This window comes from Streptomyces sp. NPDC037083, assembly GCF_055606485.1.
Window position 1 is genome coordinate 547,917 of record NZ_JBVJSQ010000002.1, and the last position, 20,957, is coordinate 568,873.

Genomic DNA, 20,957 nt, shown 5'->3' on the forward strand with positions numbered 1-20,957 from the left:
ACGTTGATCTCCCCGATTTCCATGTCCAAAAGCAAATACACGGGGACAACCCGGCCGTACGTCTCCATCTTGTCGATCCAGTCGACGTCCTTGGTCGAGTCCGAGGTCAGCTCCCCACGGCGTAGGAGAGGGCGGCGCTCTCGGAGAGACCGCCGCCGAGCGGATAGCAAAACCATGAAGCAGCGAGTCGCCCACAGACAATCATGGAAGCGCTCGGCCGGGAGAACCCGGCCGAGCGCTTGTACCCAGGGACCCAATAAAGCCCGTATCGACGGGTCGAACGGGGTCCCCAGCCCTTACTCCGGCACCCTTCCGGGCTCCTACCCGACGAGCAGTTCCGCCACGCGCCGATACTGCTCGCAGCGCCCCTCGGTCAGCTTCCAGAGGGCAGCCAGCCCATCCGTCCGGAGCCGTGCCTCCGCCTCCTGCTGGCAGGCCAGTTCGAAATCGGCGAGCCGCGTGAACGAGCCGATGCGGACGTCCGTCGGCCAGGCCTCGGCCGCCTCCAGAGCGAACTCCAGCCCTTGCGCCGGCTCAGCCTGCTGGCCCGGCCGCGTATGCACGAGCGCGACGAACACGATCTTCAGCCCAGTCCTGAAGAACTCCACGCCCGACAGGTCGTCCGGGTACCTGGTGCCCAGGTTCCAGTTCGCGCCGAAGGCCGGGCCGAGCACCGCGTCGTCGAGCTCACCCCCGTCGAGGGAGGCCGCAAGGTGCTCCATCCCCGCCATGACTGTGTCGTAGCGGTCGGACAGTCCCGCCCGGGCGGCGAGCACTTGCAAAGCTCCGCCCAACCGTACGCTCGCAGCGCAGCAGAGGGCCTCACCCGTCGTGTCGAATGTTTTCTCCACGGTCTCCTCCTTTCTCCTTTCGTCGGTCTTCCAGGTGTGCTCGGTGCTCAATGCTTGCTGAACAGCCAGCTGGTGACGTCATTGTTGACCATCCCCTTCGGCAGGTCCTCCGGGCCGATCCCGCCTGCGCGCAACACGTCCGCGCAGTAGGTGACACAGCTTTGCGTGTCATAGTCGTAGGAACCGAAAGTATGTCCCTCGGTTGCCTTCTGATAGGCCTGGGCCCTCTTGGCGTTGGGCAGGGGGATCCTGATCGTGAACGATTTACTCGACACCTCCCCCTCGAAGAACGCGCCCACAGCGTCCGAGCCCGGGACACCGACCTGCTCGCTGTGAATGACCGTCCCCCCATGCTCGACCTCGATCGAGGCGTGCTGGGGATTGCCGCCGTAGTCCAGGTGGACCGTCGCCGTACCGGACGGGTCGTCGGGGGTATTGACGTCGCAGTTGTGCACCAGCAGGGGGGTCGACTCGGCCAGGACATAGTACGTGTGGATGTCACTGATCGTCAGGTCGTGCGTGCGCTGCACCTTGTGGTACTCGCGCGTCGCCGTCAGCTCCACCGTGCCACCCGAGGGGGTGAGCAGTCTCATGCCGGGCGTCAGGTCTCCGGCCTTGATCCAGCGGTGCTGCGTCTCGACCCAGAACGGGTGTGTGGTGGTGGAGACGAGCGCCTCCTCCTTGCCGGAGGTCCCCTTCACCGTGAGATCGACGAAGTGCTTGTCGTCCTCGGTGACGATCGTGCCGACGACCTCGCGAACCGCCGTTCCGCCCTGCTTGGGGTCGGTCACCTTGACCTTGTCGCCGAGCCTGACCTCTTCGATCGGCTTGACCTTGCCATTTGCAAGCAGGACTTTGGTGCCGGGCAGGAAACTGTGGGGTGACTTACAGGAGCCCTTGCCTCTCTTGAGGGCCGCCGCTGCCTTCGCCCTGGCCTGCGCCAGCTTCTCCGTGGCCTTGGCCAACCCCATCTTGGCCTTGCCCAGAGCCTTGTTCGCCTTGAAGTAACCCTTCGCACCGCCGATCAGGTCTTTGACCAGCCCAGCGACACGCTTGACGAGTTTGAGGCCCTTGGCCCACTTCCACGGGGCGCCGTACTTGGCGAGGATCTTGCCCGCCAAGCCACCCGCGAAGCTGCCTGCGATGTTGAGCAGGGTCTCGCCACAGGCTCCGACATCACCACTGGAGATGCAGTCCAGCGCCGCGTCCACGCCCAGGATGTCCCGGGCGATCTTGATCAGCGCCTTGCCCGCGGACTTCATGCGCTGCTTGGCGGAGGACTGCTGCGCCTGCGCCGACGCCACGTTCGCGGAGGCCGCGTCGGCATCCGACTGCGCGTCGTCGACGTCCTTGTTGCCGGTCTCCTTCTTGTAGGTGCCCGCGTAGGCCGAGCAGTAGACCGGGAAGCAACTCTCCAGTCCCGACGGGTCGGACAGGGTCACCGGGGTGTTGTCGGCGTAGGCGTAGCCGTTGATCTGGCTCGGCCTGGTGTAGTCGATGATCGGGTCGACGGAGATGAACTTGCCGATCGCCGAGTCGTATTCGCGCGCTCCCAGATGAGTGAGACCGGTCGAGGCGTCGATCGTGCCGCCGACAAAACCCCTCTCCCCCGGCCAGGGACCGAGCTTCTCGCCGCGCTCCACACCGTAGGGGTCGAAGCGCCGTTGGGAGATCGCCCCGGTCGCGGAGTCGATCGCCAGCTCGCCCGTGCCGTGGTGGTCTGCTGCCGTGAAGGAGAGCTTCGCCGCGGTGCGGACCGCGACGGTCTGGCCGGCGTACTCGTAGTACCGGGTGGCCTCCTTCTTGGTGCCGTCGGCCGACAGCTTCAGCTCGGTGCCCGGCAGGTAGACCGTCGTACCGCTCGGGTCCTTGCGCACGAGACGGTTGCCTGAGGCGTCGTACAGGTAGCTCGTCTTCGAGCCGTTCGCCTCGGTGACCTCGTTGACCTTGCCCTGGTCGGTCCAGGCCAGCGACTGGGCGTTGCCGCCGATGGTCCGCTTCGTGGTGTTGCCCGCGTCGTCGTACTCGTACGTCGACTGCTTGTTCCCGGTGGGGGTCTGCTCGGTGACCTTGGTGACCTGGTGCGGTCCGTCGCCGAGGGTGCCCGCGCCGCCGTACTCGTAACTGCGGGTGATGTTGTTCGCCGCGTTGAGCGTGGTGTCGTGGCTGACCTCGGAGACACGGTTGCCGATGGCGTCGGTCTCGTACGACTTCCAGTACGGGGCCGGACCGCCCAGCGCGGTCGACCCGGCGGTCGAGTCGCAGGCCGTGGGCCCGGTGCCGTCCACCGGCGTGGTCGAGCCACGGGTTCCGGAACCGGCCGCGGTCGTCGCGGTGGCCGACGGGGTCCAGGCGTCCTGCAGTCGCTGCCTGCTGTCGTAGGCGAAGCACTGCACGTCCGGCGAAGCGGAGTTCGCCGTGTCCGCGATGGACAGGACGTTGCCCACCTGGTCGTAGGAGTAGTTCGAGTCCTTGGCCGGGGCGGTCGCGCCGTAGACGTCGACCACCGAGCGGGTCAGCCTGTCGGTGCCCTTCTCGTAGAAGAAGCTCTGCCAGACCTTCTTGCCGCTGCCCGAAGACAGTTCGAGCTGCTGCAGCTGGCTCTTCTTGGAGTAGACGGTGTTGGTGACGTACGAGGTGCTGCCCGTCATCGTCATCGGACGCTGCAGCGAGTCGTACGTGTAGGTCAGCGCCTCAGTCGGCAGGTCGCCGACGGCGGGCAGGCCGGAGCTCTGGAGCGTGCCGTCCCGGTTGTACGTGGAGGTGTAGACGTACGTGCCGGCCAGGGATCCCTGCGAGGCCGGAACCTGGTAGGCGGTCTGCAGCGGGCGGTAGAACTCGTCCATCGACTGGATGGCCGTGGCGAAGTACTCCGTCGGCGAGATGTAGCTGAGGTGGCCGTAGGCCTGTCCCAGCCAGCCCGCCTTGTCGTACTTGTTCTCGCTCAGCTTCGTACCGGTACCGGCGTCGCCCTGCCAGGTCGTGAGAACGCGGCCGAGCTTGTCGTAGACCGTGGAGGTCTTCTTGTTGCGGCCGTCGTACGCCACGACCGGGCGGTCCAGCTCGTCGTACTCCGTGCGCGAGGTACCCGCGTCGGGGTCGATCGACTTGGTCTTGCGGCCCAGCTGGTCGTACTCGTAGCGCCACACGTTGCTCTTGGCGTCGGTGACCGTCTCCAGCAGACCGGCCGTGTTGTACGTGTACTTCGTCGAGTCGTACGGCACCCCGACGCCCGGCGAAGCGCCCTTGTAATGGCGGATCTCCGAGAGGTTGCCCTGGCCGTCGGTGATCGTCGTGGTGGGCACGCCGCCGACCGGCGGGTCGACGTGCGTCAGTTCACCGTCGTAGGCGGTCGTGGTACGCCACTGCTCGGCGCCCGAGAACGCGAAGACCTCGGCGGTCGTCCGGCCCAGGCCGTCGTACTCCAACAGGCTCTGTGCGCCGACCTGGCCGTTGCTCACGAGCAGCAGTTCGTCCGAGGGGGCGCCGGCCGCGTTGTACGTCGAGTTGGTCTTCCTGACGTTGCCGGTGGCGTCGTACCAGGTGTCGGCGACCATGCGGGTGCCGTCCGGGCCTTCGGTCTGGATCTGGCGGGCCCGCAGCATGCTGTCGTACAGCTGGTACTCGGCGCCGTACGAGCCGTCGTTCTCGATCTTCTCGGTCTTGATCGAGGTGACCTTGTCCTTGCGGACGTTGTACGAGTACTTGATGCTCGGCGTCTGCGTCGACGCCCGGTCCGCCAGCCACACCGACGTCAAACGGCCGAGGCCGTCATAAGCGAGGCTGGTGCGCTCGCCGTTGGGGTCGGTCTGCCCGGTCGACATACCCCAGGCGGGGGCGTAGTCGGTGGTCGTGTTGTGCCCGAGGGCGTTGGTGACGACCGTCTTCGTCAACAGGCCGTTGGTCTCGGTGTAGACGGTCTTCGTCGCGTCGGAGGTCCCGTACTGCTTGGCGTCCTGTTGGGACTTCGGACGGCCGAAGTCGTCGTAGGTCGTGGCACCGGTGACCTGATACGTGGCCGTGGTGCCGTTGTGCGAGGTCAACCGCTCGGTCTTGGTCGCGTCACCCTTGGTCGGTTCCGCACCGAACGCGAGGTTGTCGTACGAGGTGCGCTCGTCTCCCAGGACCTGCGTCTTGCGGTCCGGTGTCGTGGCGCACTTGACCGACACGACCTCGCTGCGGGCGGGCAGCGACAGGATGTTCTTCGCCGCGTTGTCCGCGTACGTGGTACGCGTGCAGGTGTCGTCCTTCGTGGTGGACAGGTCGCCCTGGTCGTCGACGGTCAACACGCGCCCTGTGCCGTTGGACGTGTCGTAGGTCGTCGTGGACTTCGTCTCGCTCCAGCTGCCGTCGGACTTCAGGCTGAAGCCCCGGCCGATCTGGGTATTCACGATCGCCGCGTGAGTGGTACCCCAGCTCTGGGTCTGGGTTGCCGTGTAGTGCTTCCAGGGGGTGTCGATCGTCTTGGAGACGAGCTTCGCACCGTCGTAGGTGGCCGCCTCCAACTGGTGCCCCGTGAACTCCTCGGAGTCCGTGTAGGAGGCTCCTGTGGAGTCCTTCACCGTCACCGAGCGGGTGTTGCCGTCGGCGTCCTTGTCGCCGTCCATGCCCTGCATGAACGTGTAGTCGACACGGGTGGTCTGCTTGTCGGAGCTGCCGCTGGTGACCTTGACCTTGCCGTATCCCTGCCAACCACCCCAGGTCAGGTACTTGGCGTCGGTGATGCCGTCCGGCTTCGCCTTACGCCAGGCCGCGTCGCCCTGGTAGTCGTAGCGGGTGACCATCGAGTCGCTGCCGCCGGTGCGGTCCGTCTCGATGACCGCCGAGACCACGTACTTGTGGAACCAGTCCGTGATCGGGTCCACATAACCCGGCGGCGCCCACTTCACGGGGTAGCAGCGCTTCGTCGACTCGCCCGGCTTCGGCAGCGAGGCCTTCGCACAGTCGGCCGGCGCGTACGTCACGTCGAGCTGCGATCCGGTGTCACTGAGGACCATCGAGAGGCGGTAGCGGTAGAACGGGGCGATGTTGTCGCCGATGGCGTCCACACGGTTGGCGAGTTGCTCACCGAAGAGGTCGACCGACGGCAGCTTGACCGCCGTGCCGACGCGGCCCTCGTGCTCGATCTTCGACAGCCACAGCGTCTTGGAGTCGTCACCGTTGTCCGTGAACAGGTGCGTGAAACTCCAGGCGTCCACGTCCTGGTGGGTCGTGGCGTCCTTACGCATCTGCGTCACGACCGACGTCAGCCGCTTCGTCGTGAAGAACGTCTGGACCGGCGAGGTGCACTTGGTGGCGGACTTGCACTCCTGGTCGACCGGGACATCCGGCCAGTGGGAGGCGTTCGCCTTGGTGCGCTTGCTCTCCGCGCAGTCGAAGTCGGCTGTCGTCAGGCAGCGTTCGGCGGTGTTGAAGACGATCCGGGCCGGGGCCTTCGCCGCGTAGACACTGCCGTCGCGCTGACCGTAGTCGATCCGCTTCAGCCAGCCGCCGCGGTGGTAGGCGGTGCCGTTGACGTCCGTCTTGCCGTTGAGGGCGTAGTAGTTCGTCTCACGGTCGTAGAAGTAGGACATCACGTTGCCGTGCGTGTCCTTGACGTAGTCCAGACTCCACCGCCACGCCTGCTGGCAGTACGCGCTCGTGAAAGTGGCGTTGTAGCACGGCTCACCCGAGTCGTCACCGAAAACCGGAGCCGTCCAGACCGAGTTGGTCTCCTCGTTGCCCGTCGCCCAGCCGGGGAGACGGTTCAGCCCGAAGTAGTACTCCGTGCCATCGGAGGTCGTGATCTTCCAGTGCTCGCCCTTGTCACCGGTGCTGCCGTCGTCGCCATTGGTGGCGCCCGTCAGCCGCTCGACCTTCGCACCGTCGTCGGACGACAGATGCCACGTGCCGGTCGTGTCGTCCTTGACCAGCTCACCGGACGAACCGGAGAGCATGACCGTGGCGTTCTCGAACGCCCAGCACTGTTCACCGGAACTGTCGTGACCGTCCTCGGAACAGGGCTTGTAGCGCCGCTCGATGTAACCGGCGTCGTAGGAGAAACCCTCACCGATCCACGAACCCTGGTTGTTCGTCGCCGACGTGCGACCGTCGGCCGACTGGGACGAGTAACCGAGACCCACCGTGGGAGTCAGCCCGCCCGGCGTCGGAACGGAATTCAGCGGATAGTTCCAGCTGAACCCACCGGAGGACGGTGCGACGCTCCAACTGGACGACGGAGAAAGGGCCGTGGCCTTGTAGGTGCCCTGTGCGCTCGATGGACCCGCCGCCACCGCCACCAGGGAGGTCGCGGTACCGGCCATCGTCGAGACACCCTCGGCGGGAGCCGGGGCCGCCGTCACATCTGCCGAGACCGTGCCCGACTTCACGTCGTTCACCGTCGGCAGCACCTTCGGCTGCTCCGGACACGCCTTGCTGCCCGGTGTGGCGACGGTGGCACACGCCGGGAGCTGCACCAGCCGAAGACGGGAAGCGTACGAGCCGCCGAAACCCTCGGCGAACTCCGAGTAGTCGACCGTGAGGCGGACCTTGGCGGCCGCGTCCTCACCGTCGGCGCGTTCCACTCCGAGGAGAACGCCGGCGCCGAGCTGCCCCGCGCGCTTCGGGTCGAGGACGTCGACTCGCACCTTCTTCGCGGCCTCGGGCGCGGCGGACGACGCGGCGCCCTTCGCCGATGTGGACGCCTTGGACGCCTTCAGCGCCTTGCCGACCTTGACCGGAAGGCCGCCCGCCTCGGTCGCGCCGGCCGCGCCGACACTCACCTCGGCGCCGCCCTGCTGGGGCCACACCGCCTTGTCGAGCCCCTTGACCGCCGCCTTGCGCGCCGGATCGGAGGGACGGGACTTCGCTTTCGCGTCGGACCCCTTGGCGGGATCACCGTCGTCCTGGACGCCGGGGCGGCTGGTGCGGCCCCGGTCGCCGTCGTCGAGCGCCAATGCCTGAACCGACGAAGCCGACAGCGCGAGCGTAAGCCCGAGCACCGTCGCGACAACCGTCGATCTGGGCATGCGGCGGCTCAGTGAGCGGCCACGCAGAAACATTCGGCAACTTCCTGATCGAAGGAGAACCTTATGAGGAAAAGGTCAAGGAGACCGACCGACAGACCATGGCCTTGTGGGGGCGGAACCCCAAAGAACCGGCACACGCGATTCCTGACGTGTCGTCACGCGGGGTGACTCCACAGCCGAGCCCGACGCCGACCGTCATCTCCCGGAACGGGTGGTCGGGCGGGAACAGGTGGGCCGGGCGGGGCAGAGGCCGGGCGAACTCACACCCGGCGCACCGTCCGGACGACAACCGCGAAGTCGGTCGTCACGTGCCCACGCTGGGAACGCCGGTCGTACAGGAACGGCCTGCGGCAAGGCTCGAGGCACCTTTACGGGGCCGGGGGGCACGCGCGCACCGCTCTGACAGCGTTGCCGGAGGATCCGTGGCGGCGGTGTCACGATCCACGACGTCGTTGAAGTCGGCACCGGATCCGTCGGTGCGTCCCGCCGCACGCGCCGGTCACATCGAAGCGATCTCGCTCCGGACCTGACTGGAGAAGTGTCATCGTCTCAACATGGGCCGCCATGCGCCCCCGCGCCCTTGCCGCATCCCCGCCCCCGGCCACCAGAAGTCACCATCCCCGTACAGTCGGTCGATCGTCCAGATCCTTTACCGACCCCTTACGTCTCGCCAGACATGCATGTCCGACATGGCCACATTCAGATAGTCACAGTTCCATCACAGAAACCCCACGGTCGTCGCCGAATACCCCATCTCACGCACAGATGCCCCAATTACCTATTCCCCTCAGCTCAGTTGAACTCCTTCACTGGCTCGGGGATGCAGGGGTTGCGGGGAGCAGTCACCGGCGCCGCGACCGCGTGAGGTCCATCAACACCGGGGGATAGACAAGTCATGCCTGGAAGAGACGTGTCGAGCTGGTGCGCAGTCGACTCACAAGGGTCGTCGGCGGTTCGGTCGCCGGAGTCGCGGTGGTGAGTGGGGGAAACCTTCACCGCGCCGGCCACGGGGGTTCTGGACTCCCCCTCGCCGGGCCTGCTCGACAGAGCGCCCGCGCTCTCTTGTACTGAGTCTTCCCGACGCCCGGGTCAGCGCACCGCCACCTTCCCGCCGAACGTCGCGATCACCTGCATCAAGTTCGGCAGCGACGGCGGGACCGGCACCACGAAGACCGTGAAGTTCGCCCAGAGCTCCAAGGCCCCCTTCGACCAGCGGGCCATCGTCAACGGCAGGCCCATGCTCCGCATCACCGCGGGCGGGCTGGCCGGGTACTGGGTGCCGAACGGGCCGGTGCTGACCGACGGCTGACCGGACCGGGAACGCCGGACGGCGGCCGTGCCGTCCGGCGCGTTCGGGCGAGGGGCGCGGGCCCGGTCGCACCGGCTGCGGGCCGCACGTGAACGTCGTCCCGGCGGCCCGTATGCTCGCCGGGCGAAGCCCCACACCGGAAGGCGAAGAAGTGAACTACAGGGTCCAGCCCAGCGCGCAGGTCGACGACAGTGCCGAGATCGGCGCCGGGAGCAGCGTCTGGGACCTCGCTCAGATCCGCGAGGGCGCGCGCCTCGGTGAGGGCTGTGTGATCGGCCGGGGCGCCTATGTCGGCTCGGGCGTCCACATGGGCGACAACTGCAAGCTGCAGAACTATGCGCTCGTCTACGAGCCGGCCGAGCTCGGCAGCGGTGTGTTCATCGGCCCGGCCGTGGTCCTCACCAACGACCACAACCCGCGTTCCGTGGACCCCGACGGCAAGCAGAAGCGCGGCGGCGACTGGGAGGCCGTCGGGGTGAAGATCGCCGACGGGGCGTCCATCGGCGCCCGTGCCGTGTGCGTCGCGCCGATCACGATCGGCCGCTGGGCCATGATCGCCGCGGGCGCGGTCGTCACCAAGGACGTGCCGGACTTCGGCCTGGTCGTCGGTGTCCCGGCGCGGCAGATCGGCTGGGTCGGCAAGGCCGGCGTCAAGCTGGTCGCGCGCGCGGGCGAGTCCGGCGTGTGGGAGTGCCCGCAGACCGGCGAGCTGTACGACGAGAAGGACGGCGTGCTGGTGGAGCGGACCGCGGGCTAGTCCCCCCGCTCCCCGCACCTCTCGCTACCCCGCTCCCTCTCGCGCGACCCGCCTCGCGCATCCCTCCGTCGGCTCCCCCGTTACGGAAAAAGGTTTCGGCCGCGTCCAGTCGGACGCGGCCGAAACCTTTCGTCAGTCCGGGGATCCGTCGATCCCCGCGGGTGTCACGCCTTCTCGCCCAGCAGCAGCCGGTCGAACTCCCGGCTCACCACCGACCAGTCCCACATCGTCAGCGCGTGCTGCGAAGCGGGCTCGGTCGCCGCGCGCCAGCCGTCCTCGGTGGCCGTGAGCTTGAGGATCCGCTCGGCGGCCTCCTCCGGCGTCGAGACGACCCAGTCGGCCGGGAAGAGGGTGCGCGGCCCGTTCTCCAGCGAGGCGAAGAACGGCCAGTCGCGGACGACCGGGAGCGCGCCGCTGACCGTGCCCTCCACCAGACCGCAGTGGAAGCTCTCGCGGACCGAGCTGCTCAGGATGACGCCGACCTCGGTGAGCGCGGCCGGCACGTCGTCCGTCTGGCCCACCAGGTGCACGGCGCCGGCCGCCTCCAGCTCCTCCAGGTCCGCCTGGAGCAGGTCGTCGTAGGCGCGGACGGCGGCGCCCGCCTTGCGGGGCAGTCCCTCGCCGATGATGACGAGCCGGTACCGGTCGTCCTTCTCGCGCAGCAGCCGCAGGACCTGCACCGCCCAGCGCGGGTCCTTGGCCACGGCGCTGACGCCGACCAGGCCGAGGTTGAAGCGGGCGTCCGGGCCCGTCTTCGCGCGCTTGAAGGGCACCAGGTCCATCGCGTTGGCGACGACGTGCGTCGTGGCGGTGTCGGGCCCGGCCAGCTGCGGCAGGACCTTCTCCACCACCTCGCGCAGGTGGTCGCTGACCAGGATCAGGTCGTCGACCCGGGTGAAGTCCACCACGTGCGGCCAGAACGCGAACGCCTCGTAGCTGTGCAGCCGGATGACCATGCGCGTGGTGCCGGGGTCCACGGCGGTGAAGATGCCCGCCGCGTTGGTGCACCAGTCGACGAAGACGGTGTCCGCCCAGTCCAGGTGGGGCCGCAGCGCCTCCTCGACCTTGTCGTGGAAGGCCGGCTGGCCGCCCAGCGCGTGCTCCATGATCCGCTTGATGCCGCGGACCAGCGGTCGCAGCTTCTCGTCCTCGTTGACGTCGAGGTAGCGGATCTCGACGTCGGGGTGGTTCTCGTAGCGGTCCCGGATCGCCTTCAGGAAGGCCGCGTTGGCGTACGTGGTGACCAGCAGCCGCAGCGGGCGGCCGGTCGGCGCGTCGGCGGCCGGGAGCGCCCGTCCGCGCGGCGCGGACAGCGCCCTGAACGCGGCGCTCGCGCGGAAGGGCGCGAGGTAGGCGTCGGGGTCCTCGGCCATCGGCGAGGACACCCCGTCGAAGTGCAGACCCCGGTTGAAGGCGAGGGCGAAGGCCGTGGAGAGCTGGTCGGCCGCCGCCGAGAAGTCCTTCTTCTTGAACCGCTGGTCCGCGATGGCCAGGGCGGCCCCGATGGCCTTGTTGCGCAGCTTCGGGTCGTCGTGGCCACGGGCCAGGTCGGCGCGGGCGGCGTCCGCCAGCAGGGCCGCGCTGAGCTTGCGGTTGTTGATCCGCTCGGCGGCCTGGTTCAGCACCATCGTGGCGCCGGTCTTCCGGCCGCCCTTCGCCATGCTCAGGCTCACCCGGCGGGCCAGCTTGGCGCGCATCGCGTCCGGCACGCGCGGCGCGACGACCGCGGTCCGCCAGGCCTTGGCGCCGATCGCGGTGCGCATCACGGCGGGCGACGAGGCCCGGCGCAGCACGGCGCCCGCGCTCTGCCGCACGCCGCGCTTGGTGGAGCGCAGGGTGACGGTGGGGGACGGGACGGTGCGGACGGCGTCGCGCAGCGCGTAGTGCATCGGGCGCTCGCCGCGTGCCTGCAGGGCCCGCAGGCCGGGCGCGACGCCGAAGACGGCGTCGGCGCGCCGGTTGCGCTCGGCGAGCCGCCAGACGGTGTAGACGCCGTGCGCGTCCAGGGCGACCAGGACCTGCGACCGGCGCGCGTTGCGCAGGACCCAGCGGTTGCGCTCCGCGCCGGCCCAGGTCCGGCGGGCGGGGGGCAGCTTCGCGACGCGCTTGGCGAAGGCGTCGCCCCGCTCGGCGGCCGACTCGGTCAGCGAGCAGACGTCGGCGGCGTCGAGTACGCCGTCCACCGCTTCGCGATCGAAGTATCCGGCCAGCCGCACCGTCGCTCCCGCGGCCCGGAACTGCTCGACGGCGGCTTTCAGCATCGAGAGCGTCGGCGCCGTGCCGGCGATCAGAAGTACGTGGGTCATGCGAGGAGGTCCTCCACCTGTTCTGCGTTCCGTGCGAGGGACGTGCTGTGCGCGTCGGTCCGGCGAGGAGACGTGTCACGTCCCCGCACCGGACCGGCGCCGTGGGTCACAGCCGTACCGTCACACGGCCTTCCCGTCGCCGGGCAGCAGCCGGCTGTAGATCTGGTCCAGGACCACGGCCTGGGCCTCCCAGGTCCACTTCTCCAGCAGCCCCGGGTCGTCGTAGGCGGCCCGGTAGCGCTCCGGGTTGGCGAGGACGGCCTTGACGGCGCGTACGTAGTCCTCGACGTCCTGTGCCTTGAAGATCTCGCCCTGGCCGGTCTTCTCGACCATCTCGGCCATGGTGCGGATGTCGCTGACCACCAGCGGCAGCCTGGCCTGGGAGTACTCGAAGAACTTGTTGCTCAGGGCCAGCTCGTGGTTGGGCAGGTGGTGCAGCGGGCTGACCGCCGCGTCCGCCGTCGACAGGAACTCGGGCACCTGCCAGTGCGGTACGAAGGGCAGGATGTGGACGCGGTCGCCGACACCCAGCTCCTCGATCTGCTCGATGACCTTCTTGGTGGCCGGGAAGTGCTTGCCCGACGGCGGCAGCGACACCAGCGCGACATGCACGTCCGGCATGAGCGTGAGGCCCTCGATGATCGTCTCGACGCCGCGCACCGGGTTGATGCCGCCGCAGTACGCCAGCAGCGGGGTGTCCGCGTCGACGCCGCACAGCTCCCGCAGGTCGGGGACCGGCTCGACGTCGGCCACCTCGTCGGGGGCCGGCTTCATCACCGGGGCGTTCAGGACGACGTACGGGGTCTCATTGAGCTTGTGGCCCTTGACCAGCAGCTCGGCGAGCGAGGGCGAGACGGTGATCACCGCGTCGGCGAACACCGCGTGCTCCTTCTCCCAGGCCACGTGGCCGGGGATCCAGCGGTCGTGGTGGGAGTGCAGACCGGGCACGAACTCGTGCGCGTCCCAGACCAGCTTGACCGGGTGTCCCGCGGCCCGCAGCCGGACGGCGGCGCGGGCCGCCACGCCCAGCATGCGGAAGTCGTGCGCGTGGATGATGTCGGGCTTGAGCTCGTCGATGTGCGGGCCGAAGGCCAGCTCGAAGTCCCACAGGTACGGCAGCAGCCGCCGCCAGGCGCGCTGGCCCATGGTGATCTGCCAGAACTTGATCTGCAGCTTGTCCAGCGGCGTGTTGAACTTCGCCCGCTTGCGCTTGGCGCGGCCGGTCAGGCGCGAGCGCAGCGACACCCACTTGCTGGTCATCTTCGCGGCGGCCTTGGGCACGAACAGCCGGGCGGCCGCACCGCTGGCGCTCGGACGGCCGGGGCCGTCGGCCTTGGCGGCCGCGGCACGGAACCGCAGGTCGGCGCGCCAGGCCTTCACCTGCTGCTTGCGGTACTTGGCGATCTGGGGCGAGCGGTACGCGAGCGGGCTGCGCCAGCGCAGCCCGTGCCTGTCCTGTCGGCTGGGTCCCAGCGGGCTCGGCTTGGGAACCAGGCGGACCTCGGCGTCGCCGATGTTCCAGGTCTGGATCTCGGGAGCGGGCGAGATGCCGAAAAGAACGACTTCCCAGCCGGCCTCGGCAGCGGAACGAGCCGACTTCTGGACACGCGAGTCATTTCGGACACCGTTGTCGACCAGCATCACAACGCGGCCTCGGGAGGCCCTGGGGCTTCTCTGCCCCTCGGTGCTGTCGAGCTCCATGAATGTGTGCCTTTCCTGATCTGAAACTTCTGGCACGTTGCAGGAGCCCGCAAGGATGATCGAGCTCGCACACCAGTTCCGTCCAAAGCGGGCGTCTCGTGCAGTGCACTTGGGCGCTAACGGCACGGCTACATAACCCGATAACCCGGCGCGTCAAAGCATACCGTCAGCAACGAGCCGCCCCTCGGCCCGGCCCACGCCCGTTGCAGGGCCGTTGCAGGGCTGTCGCCGGGCTGTCGCCGCGACGCGACGTCGGCCGCCACCACGCCCGTATGATCTGGGTTCGGCCGTCCATACGTTTATTCAGTAGGAGCAGCGCACGTGAAGGTCATCAGTGTCGTGGGCGCACGCCCCCAGTTGGTCAAGCTCGCGCCCATCGCGGCTGCTTTCGCCGACACCCCTCACGAGCACGTCATCGTGCACACCGGCCAGCACTATGACGCGGACCTCTCCGACGTCTTCTTCTCCGGCCTGGGCATCCCGGACCCCGACGTCCACCTCGGCGTCGGCTCCGGCGGCCACGGCGAGCAGACCGGCGCGGTCCTCGCCGCCATGGACAAGGTCCTGGAGACGGAGAAGCCCGACTGGGTCCTGGTCTACGGCGACACGAACTCGACCGTCGCCGGCGCGCTCTCCGCGGTGAAGCTGCACTACCGCGTCGCGCACCTCGAGGCCGGTCTGCGCTCCTTCAACCGGCGGATGCCCGAGGAGCACAACCGGGTCCTCACCGACCACGCCGCCGACCTGCTGCTCGCGCCGACCGAGGAGGCCATGCGCCACCTCTCGAACGAGGGCCTGGCGCACCGCTCCACCCTCGTCGGCGACGTCATGGTCGACGTGTGCCTGCGCATCCGCGACGCCGTCCTGGCGGGCGAGCACCCGCGTCCGGAGCTGCCCGAGGGCATCGACGCCGACGCGCCCTACCTGGTGTCGACGCTGCACCGGCCGGACAACACCGACGACCCCGAGCGGCTCGCCGCCATCATCGGCTCGCTGGCCGCGCTGCCCGTGCCGGTGGCGCTGCTGGCCCACCCGCGTCTGGTGGCCCGCGCCGAGCAGCACGGCATCAAGCTGAACCAGGGCGCCGTGCGCGTCGGCCGCCCCCTCCCCTACGCCGGTCTGGTGGGCGCCGTCCTGGGCTCCGCCGGTGTGGTCACCGACTCCGGCGGTCTGCAGAAGGAGGCCTTCCTGCTGGGCCGCGCCTGCACCACCGTGCGTCCGGAGACCGAGTGGGTCGAGACCCTCGAGGGCGGCTGGAACCACCTGGTGCCGGACCCGCACGAGACCCCCGACTTCACCGCGCTCGCCACCCGCCCGGCGCCCGAGACCCCGCGCGGCACGCCGTACGGTGACGGGAACGCCGCCGTGCGCGCCGTCCAGGCCATCGTCGAGGCCTGATCCGGCCGCCGCTCTCGTCACCGTTCCATCAGTCTCCCGGAGCACCCCTTGCGAAACGTGATCAAGCGTCCCAGGACGACGGGCCCACGACCCGACGGCGTCCGCCCGCACATGATCTACCTGGCCATCGGCTTCCCGCCGGCAGCCAAGAGCTGTGCGTACCGGATGCGCGAGACGGCGAACAAGTTCGTCGAACTCGGCTGGGACGTGACCGTGCTCACCATCGAGGAGGAGTCCTGGGAGCGGGAGTACGGTCTCGACCACACGCTCTCCGACCCGGTGGACCCGCGGGTGCGCATCGTCGAGCTCCCGCTGGCCCGTGAGGACCTGGAGACCGACATCCGGCTGTTCACCGAGGACCGGGCGCTGAACCCGATCCGCTGGATGCAGCGGGAGCGGGACCGGCACCTGGAGCACTTCCCCGAGCCGGTGTTCGGCGGCTGGCGGGCGGCCCTGGAGCAGGGCGTCGTGGACATCCACCGGGAGTTCCCGGCCGACCTGCTGCTGGCGAGCTGCGCCCCGTACGTCAACCTGGCCGCCGCGTGGAAGCTGTGGGAGACCCACAAGGTGCCCTACGCGATCGACTTCCGTGACGGCTGGTCGGTCGACGTCATCGGCGGCGGCGAGGCGTTCACCCGTGACTCCGAGGCGGGCGAGTGGGAGTCGCGCGTCCTGTCGGAGGCCGTCGCGATCTGGTGCGTCAACGACCCGATCGCGGACTTCTACCGGGAGCGCTACCCGCAGCTCGCCCAGCGGGTGCACGTGGTGCGCAACGGGTTCGACCCGGACAGCGTCCCCGAGGTGCACGGCCGGCCCGACCCGGAGAAGGGCCTGACCTTCGGCTATCTCGGCTCGGTGAACTTCAAGCCCGCCTTCCTCGCCACCGTCCTGGACGGCTGGCGGGCGGCGCGGGAACGCGACCCGCTGGTCGCCCGGTCCCGGTTCGAGATCCGCGGGCACATCGGCGCGGGCGCCAGCCGTGAGGCCAACGCCCACATGACGCTCATCCGGCAGGCCGAGTCCGACGGCGTGCTCTTCGGCGGCCCGGTGCCCAAGGCGGAGGTCGGACCGACCTACGGCCGCTGGGACGCCCTGGTCCTGATGCTCGTCGGCGGCCGCTTCGTGACCTCCGGCAAGGTGTACGAGTTCATGGCCTCCGGGCTGCCGGTGGTCTCCGCCCACGAGGTGGACCACGACGCCTCCGCCGTGCTGGCCGGACACCCGCTGTGGACCGGTGCCTGCGGCCTGGACGCGGAGGGCATCGCGGACTCGTTCGTCAAGGCGGCCCGGATGGCCGTGGAGACGACCCCCGAGCAGCGGGCCGAGGCGCGCGCCCACGCCGCCCGGTTCACCCGCGGTCTGCTGATGGCCCCCGCGGCCCAGCACCTGAGCGACACCGTCCGTGACGCGCTCGCGGGGAGCCGACCGGCATGACGGCCAAACGGGGGATTCTCAGGCTGCCCGGAGCGGTGGCCCGGCGCGCGCTGCACCCGAGCGTGCTGCGGACCGGAGCGGGCGCGCGCGCCTGGCGGTTCGTGGTGTCGGCTCCGGGGCTGTCCGACTCGCTGCGCTTCCGCATCGCCCAGCGCGTGCGGGACGGCCTGGACAAGGCCAACCGGCCCGAGGGCGCGGTGCTCGCGCTGAGCTCCGCAGCCCGCCGCACGACCAGCGCCCGGCACCGGGCGGACCTGCTCGGCGACGCCGCCCGGCTCGAACTGAAGCGTGGCAAGGCCCCACGTGCCCTGCCCGACGCCGTCACCGCCGAGCTCGCCTACGCCGACGACCGGCTGGCCGACGGCGACGCCACTTCGGCGGCCGCCTCAGCGGTCCGGGCGCTGCAGCTCGCCTTCCACCGCGTGCTGCACTTCGACCGGACGACCTCGCCACTCACCCAGGACCCGGGCGCGTACCTGGCGCAGGTGCACGACAGTGCGACGGTCCGGGCGCTGACCGAGGGCGCCGGCCGCACGGCCGGGCCCGCGGACCCGCCGGCCGACCGGCCGCTGCGCCTGCTGTTCGTGACCCGGGGCAACGCCAACTTCCTGCGGCAGATCCGCGACCACTACGAGGCGCACCCCGGCGTCGAGGTCCGCTCCCTGGACCTGACGGATGAGCCGGCGCTCGACAAGCTGGCCGGTTCCCTCACCACGCTCGCGGCCCACCGGCTGGGCGACGACCCCGAGTTCGGCCGGCAGGCCGAGGCGCTCCTGCGCCCCCACCTGGACTGGGCGGACACCGTCTTCGTCGACTGGTGCGTCGGACCGGCCGCGCTGCTGACGTCCGTCGACCCCGGGGACACCCGGATCGTCGTGCGGCTGCACAGCGCGGAGACGTTCAGCCCCTGGCCGTTCCTGGTCGATTTCAGCCGCGTCGACGACCTGGTGTTCGTCGGCGCCCACCTGCGGGACCTGACGGTCGCGGTGGCGCCCGGACTGGCGGCTGCGCCCGGGCGGCGGACGCCCCGGCTGCACGTCATCGCCAACGCCATGGACCTGGCCGCCCAGGTGCGCCCCAAGTCGGACGACGCCCGCTTCACCCTCGGGCTGACGGGGATCTCGTCGGTCGCCAAGGACCCCCGCTGGGCGATCGAGGTCCTGCGGATCCTGCGCGCCGAGGACTCCCGCTACCGGCTCCTGCTGATCGGCGAGGACGTCGACGCGAAGCTCAGCGCCGCCGCCCGCGCCTACGCCCGGCTCTACCGGGGCGACCTGGCCGAGCTGGAGCCCTCGGGCGCCGTCCGCAGGCTCGGCCAGCTGGACGACGTGCCCGCCGCGCTGACGGACGTCGGCGTCATCCTCAGTTCCTCCGTGCGGGAGAGCTTCCACTGCGGGTTCGTGGAGGGCGCCGCGAGCGGGGCCGTGCCGGTGGGCCGCGACTGGCCGTTCTTCGCGGGCAAGACCAACGGCGCCCGCACGCTGTTCCCCGCCGACTGGGTCGTCGCCTCTCCGCAGGAGGCCGCTGAACGCATCCTGAAGGTCACCGCGGACCCGGAGAACTGGCGGCAGGCCGGGCAGGCGGCTTCCGCGCACGCCCTGGCAGCATGGGACTGGCCGGTCGTCCGTGAGGAGTTCGACCGTCTCCTGCTGCCCTGACGGTGAAGGACCCCCTGTGACCTCGATACCCGGGCCCGGTCGCGACCGGCTTCCGTCGCTGACCGGGCTTCGTTTCTGGGCGGCTCTGCTGGTCGTCCTCTACCACCTCTCCCGCCAGGTCGGGACCGTCCCGTACCTCAGCGAGACGGTCTGGTACGGCCGCAGCGGTGTGACCTTCTTCTTCGTCCTGTCCGGCGTCGTCCTCGCCTGGACGTACGACGGAGCCCGGGTCCCCGCGAAGGTCTTCCTGTGGCGGCGCTTCGCCCGGATCTGGCCGCTGCTCGCGGTCAGCGTGGGGCTGTCGGTCGCCGTGTGGTCCGTCATGGACCACCCGGTGTCGCTCGAGGCCGTGGCCGCGACCCTGCTGGCGGTGCACGCCTGGTTCCCGCAGCCGGTGATGTTCACCGGGGGCAACCCCGCGGCCTGGTCGCTCAGCGACGAGGCCTTCTTCTATCTGCTGTTCCCCGCGCTGCTGGCCCTGCTCGCGGGCCGCCGCGGCCGGGTCTGGGCGTGGACGGCCGTCGCCGTCACCTGCGCCGCCCTGGTGCTGTGGCCGTCCCTGGCGGGTCTGTCGCCGACCACCCGCAGCTGGGCGCTCGACTACCTGCCGCTGACCCGCGCGCTCCAGTTCGTGCTGGGCGTCGTCGCAGGGCTCGCGCTCAAGCGCGGCTGGCGTCCCCCGCTGCCGCTGTGGGCCGCCGCGGGACTCGTCGTCGGCTGGCACCTGGTGCTGATCCCGTGGTCGCACGCGGTCCCGGACGCCCTGTGGTACAGCCCCTACACCGCCTCGCAGTGGCTGTCGGCCCCGATCTTCGCGGCCCTGATCTGCGCGGCCGCCCGAGCCGACCTGGACGGCAGGCGCACCGGGCTCGGCGGGGCCTGGATGATCAGGCTCGGGCACTGGTCGTTCGCCTGGTACCTCATCCACGAGATCGTGATCCGCGCGGCCGTCTTCCACTGGGGCAAGCCGACCCCGGGCGGCGAAACGGTTCTGTTCTGGGCGGGTGTGCTGGTGGCCAGTCTGGCCGCCGCCGGCGCCGCCTACCACTGGGTGGAGCACCCGGCCGAGCGCCGGCTGCGCCGCGCGGGCCCGTCCGTGCCCCGCTCCGACCGGCCCGACCGGCCCGAGCCCCGGGCGACCGTGGGCGCGCGGTAGCCCCCGCCCCCCGCCCGCTACCGAACGACTGCGGCCCCTGCCTCGTCCATACGAGGCAGGGGCCGCAGTCGTGGGCCGGTCGGGCGCTCAGCCGCCGATGACGACGCGGCGGACGCCCTTCCAGGCCTCCGGGTCCGTCGTACGGCGACCGTCGACCAGGACGGTGACGTCCGGCAGGTCGGCCGGGGTCAGGGTGCGGTACTCGGCGTGGTCGGCCTGCAGGATCGCCGCGGTGACCTTCTCACCCGCGTGCGGGGTGAGGCCGTGGGCGACGAGCTCCTCGTCCGTGTACATCGGGTCCGAGACGAAGGGGACCGCGCCGCGCGCCTTGAGGGCCTCGACGGTCGGGAAGACGCCGGAGAAGGCCGTCTCCTTCACGCCGCCGCGGTAGGCGGCGCCCAGGACGAGCACGCCCACGCCGGTCAGGTCGCCGTACGCGGCGGCCAGCAGGTCGACGGCGTACTCGGGCATCGCGGCGTTCGCCTCACGGGCGGAGCGCACCACGGTGGCCGCCGGGTCGTTCCACAGGTACATCCGCGGGTAGATCGGGATGCAGTGGCCGCCGACGGCGATGCCCGGCTGGTGGATGTGACTGTAGGGCTGCGAGTTGCAGGCCTCGATGACCTTCTTGACGTCGATGTCGTTCTGGTCGGCGAAGCGCGCGAACTGGTTCGCCAGGCCGATGTTGACGTCCCGGTAGGTCGTCTCGGCGAGCTTGGCCAGCTCGGAGGCCTCGGCGGTGCCCAGGTCCCACACGCCGTTCGCCTGCGGCAGGTCGGCGCGCTCGTCGAAGTCGAGGACCTGCTCGTAGAACTCCACGCCACGGGCCGTCGACGCCTCGTCGATGCCGCCGACCAGCTTGGGGTAGCGGCGCAGGTCGGCGAAGACCCGGCCGGTGAGGACGCGCTCCGGGGAGAAGACGAGGTGGAAGTCCTCGCCGGCGGTCAGGCCCGAGCCCTCGGCCAGCATCGGCGCCCAGCGGGTGCGGGTGGTGCCGACCGGGAGGGTCGTCTCGTAGGAGACCAGCGTGCCGGGCTTGAGGCCCTGCGCGATCGCCTTCGTCGCGGAGTCCATCCAGCCGAAGTCGGGGGTGCCCTCGGCGTCCACGAACAGCGGGACGACCACGACGACGGCCTCGGACTCGGCGACCGCGGACGCGGTGTCCGTGGTCGCGCTCAGCAGCCCGGCGTCGACGGCCTGCTTCAGCTTGACGTCGAGGTCGTGCTCGCCGGGGAACGGCTCGACGCCGGCGTTGACCAGCTCGACGACCTTCTCGTTGACGTCCGCGCCGATGACCCGGTGGCCCTTGGAGGCGAACTGCACGGCCAGCGGAAGGCCGATCTTGCCGAGTGCTACTACACAGATGTTCATGGAGGGTCG

The 20,957-nt window shown here is 70.0% G+C and carries 11 protein-coding genes; 6 read left to right on the top strand and 5 right to left on the bottom strand.

Features of this window, described 5'->3' with window-relative positions; translation table 11 throughout:
- Nucleotides 1-320: 320 nt before the first annotated feature.
- Entirely contained in the window at nt 321-851 is a 531-nt protein-coding gene (locus tag ACZ7DE_RS07200; protein WP_470758717.1) for a hypothetical protein, read from the bottom strand.
- 47 nt (nt 852-898) lie between these two features.
- A complete protein-coding gene (locus ACZ7DE_RS07205; protein ID WP_470758718.1) occupies nt 899-7,858 on the bottom strand; it encodes a polymorphic toxin-type HINT domain-containing protein in 6,960 nt (2,319 codons plus the stop codon).
- Between the two features lie 979 nt (nt 7,859-8,837).
- Here ACZ7DE_RS07205 and ACZ7DE_RS07210 point away from each other — a divergent pair.
- Nucleotides 8,838-9,167 (top strand): hypothetical protein, encoded by a 330-nt coding sequence (locus ACZ7DE_RS07210; RefSeq protein ID WP_470758719.1) that lies wholly within the window; start codon nt 8,838-8,840, stop codon nt 9,165-9,167.
- A 151-nt stretch (nt 9,168-9,318) separates the two neighbouring features.
- Entirely contained in the window at nt 9,319-9,924 is a 606-nt protein-coding gene (locus ACZ7DE_RS07215; protein ID WP_470758720.1) for an acyltransferase, read from the top strand.
- A gap of 164 nt (nt 9,925-10,088) precedes the next feature.
- Here the strand turns inward: ACZ7DE_RS07215 and ACZ7DE_RS07220 are convergent, their stop codons facing one another.
- Nucleotides 10,089-12,230 carry a glycosyltransferase gene (locus tag ACZ7DE_RS07220; protein ID WP_470758721.1) on the bottom strand — a complete coding sequence of 714 codons (2,142 nt, stop codon included), beginning with the start codon at nt 12,228-12,230 and terminating at the stop codon, nt 10,089-10,091.
- Nucleotides 12,231-12,350: 120 nt separating this feature from the next.
- Nucleotides 12,351-13,931: a glycosyltransferase family 4 protein gene (locus ACZ7DE_RS07225; RefSeq protein WP_470758722.1), complete on the bottom strand. Its 1,581-nt coding sequence runs from the start codon at nt 13,929-13,931 to the stop codon at nt 12,351-12,353.
- A 321-nt stretch (nt 13,932-14,252) separates the two neighbouring features.
- On the opposite strand from ACZ7DE_RS07225, the gene wecB reads away from it, so the two are divergent.
- The 4 genes from wecB (at nt 14,253) to ACZ7DE_RS07245 (ending at nt 19,577) form a co-directional block, all read left to right on the top strand.
- The gene (gene wecB, locus ACZ7DE_RS07230) at nt 14,253-15,329 is read left to right on the top strand and encodes a non-hydrolyzing UDP-N-acetylglucosamine 2-epimerase (RefSeq protein ID WP_256914714.1); all 1,077 of its coding nucleotides are present in this window, start codon (nt 14,253-14,255) and stop codon (nt 15,327-15,329) included.
- Nucleotides 15,330-15,440: 111 nt separating this feature from the next.
- The gene (locus ACZ7DE_RS07235; RefSeq protein WP_470758992.1) at nt 15,441-16,763 is read left to right on the top strand and encodes a glycosyltransferase family protein; all 1,323 of its coding nucleotides are present in this window, start codon (nt 15,441-15,443) and stop codon (nt 16,761-16,763) included.
- The gene (locus ACZ7DE_RS07240) at nt 16,760-18,421 is read left to right on the top strand and encodes a glycosyltransferase family protein (RefSeq protein ID WP_470758723.1); all 1,662 of its coding nucleotides are present in this window, start codon (nt 16,760-16,762) and stop codon (nt 18,419-18,421) included. Before ACZ7DE_RS07235 ends, ACZ7DE_RS07240 begins: the two co-directional genes overlap by 4 nt.
- 16 nt (nt 18,422-18,437) lie before the next feature.
- Entirely contained in the window at nt 18,438-19,577 is a 1,140-nt protein-coding gene (locus tag ACZ7DE_RS07245; RefSeq protein WP_470758724.1) for an acyltransferase family protein, read from the top strand.
- An 87-nt stretch (nt 19,578-19,664) separates the two neighbouring features.
- On the opposite strand, the gene ACZ7DE_RS07250 is transcribed toward ACZ7DE_RS07245, so the two are convergent.
- Nucleotides 19,665-20,948, bottom strand: coding sequence for a nucleotide sugar dehydrogenase (locus ACZ7DE_RS07250; RefSeq protein WP_470758725.1), 1,284 nt, complete (start codon nt 20,946-20,948; stop codon nt 19,665-19,667).
- Nucleotides 20,949-20,957 lie beyond the last annotated feature (9 nt).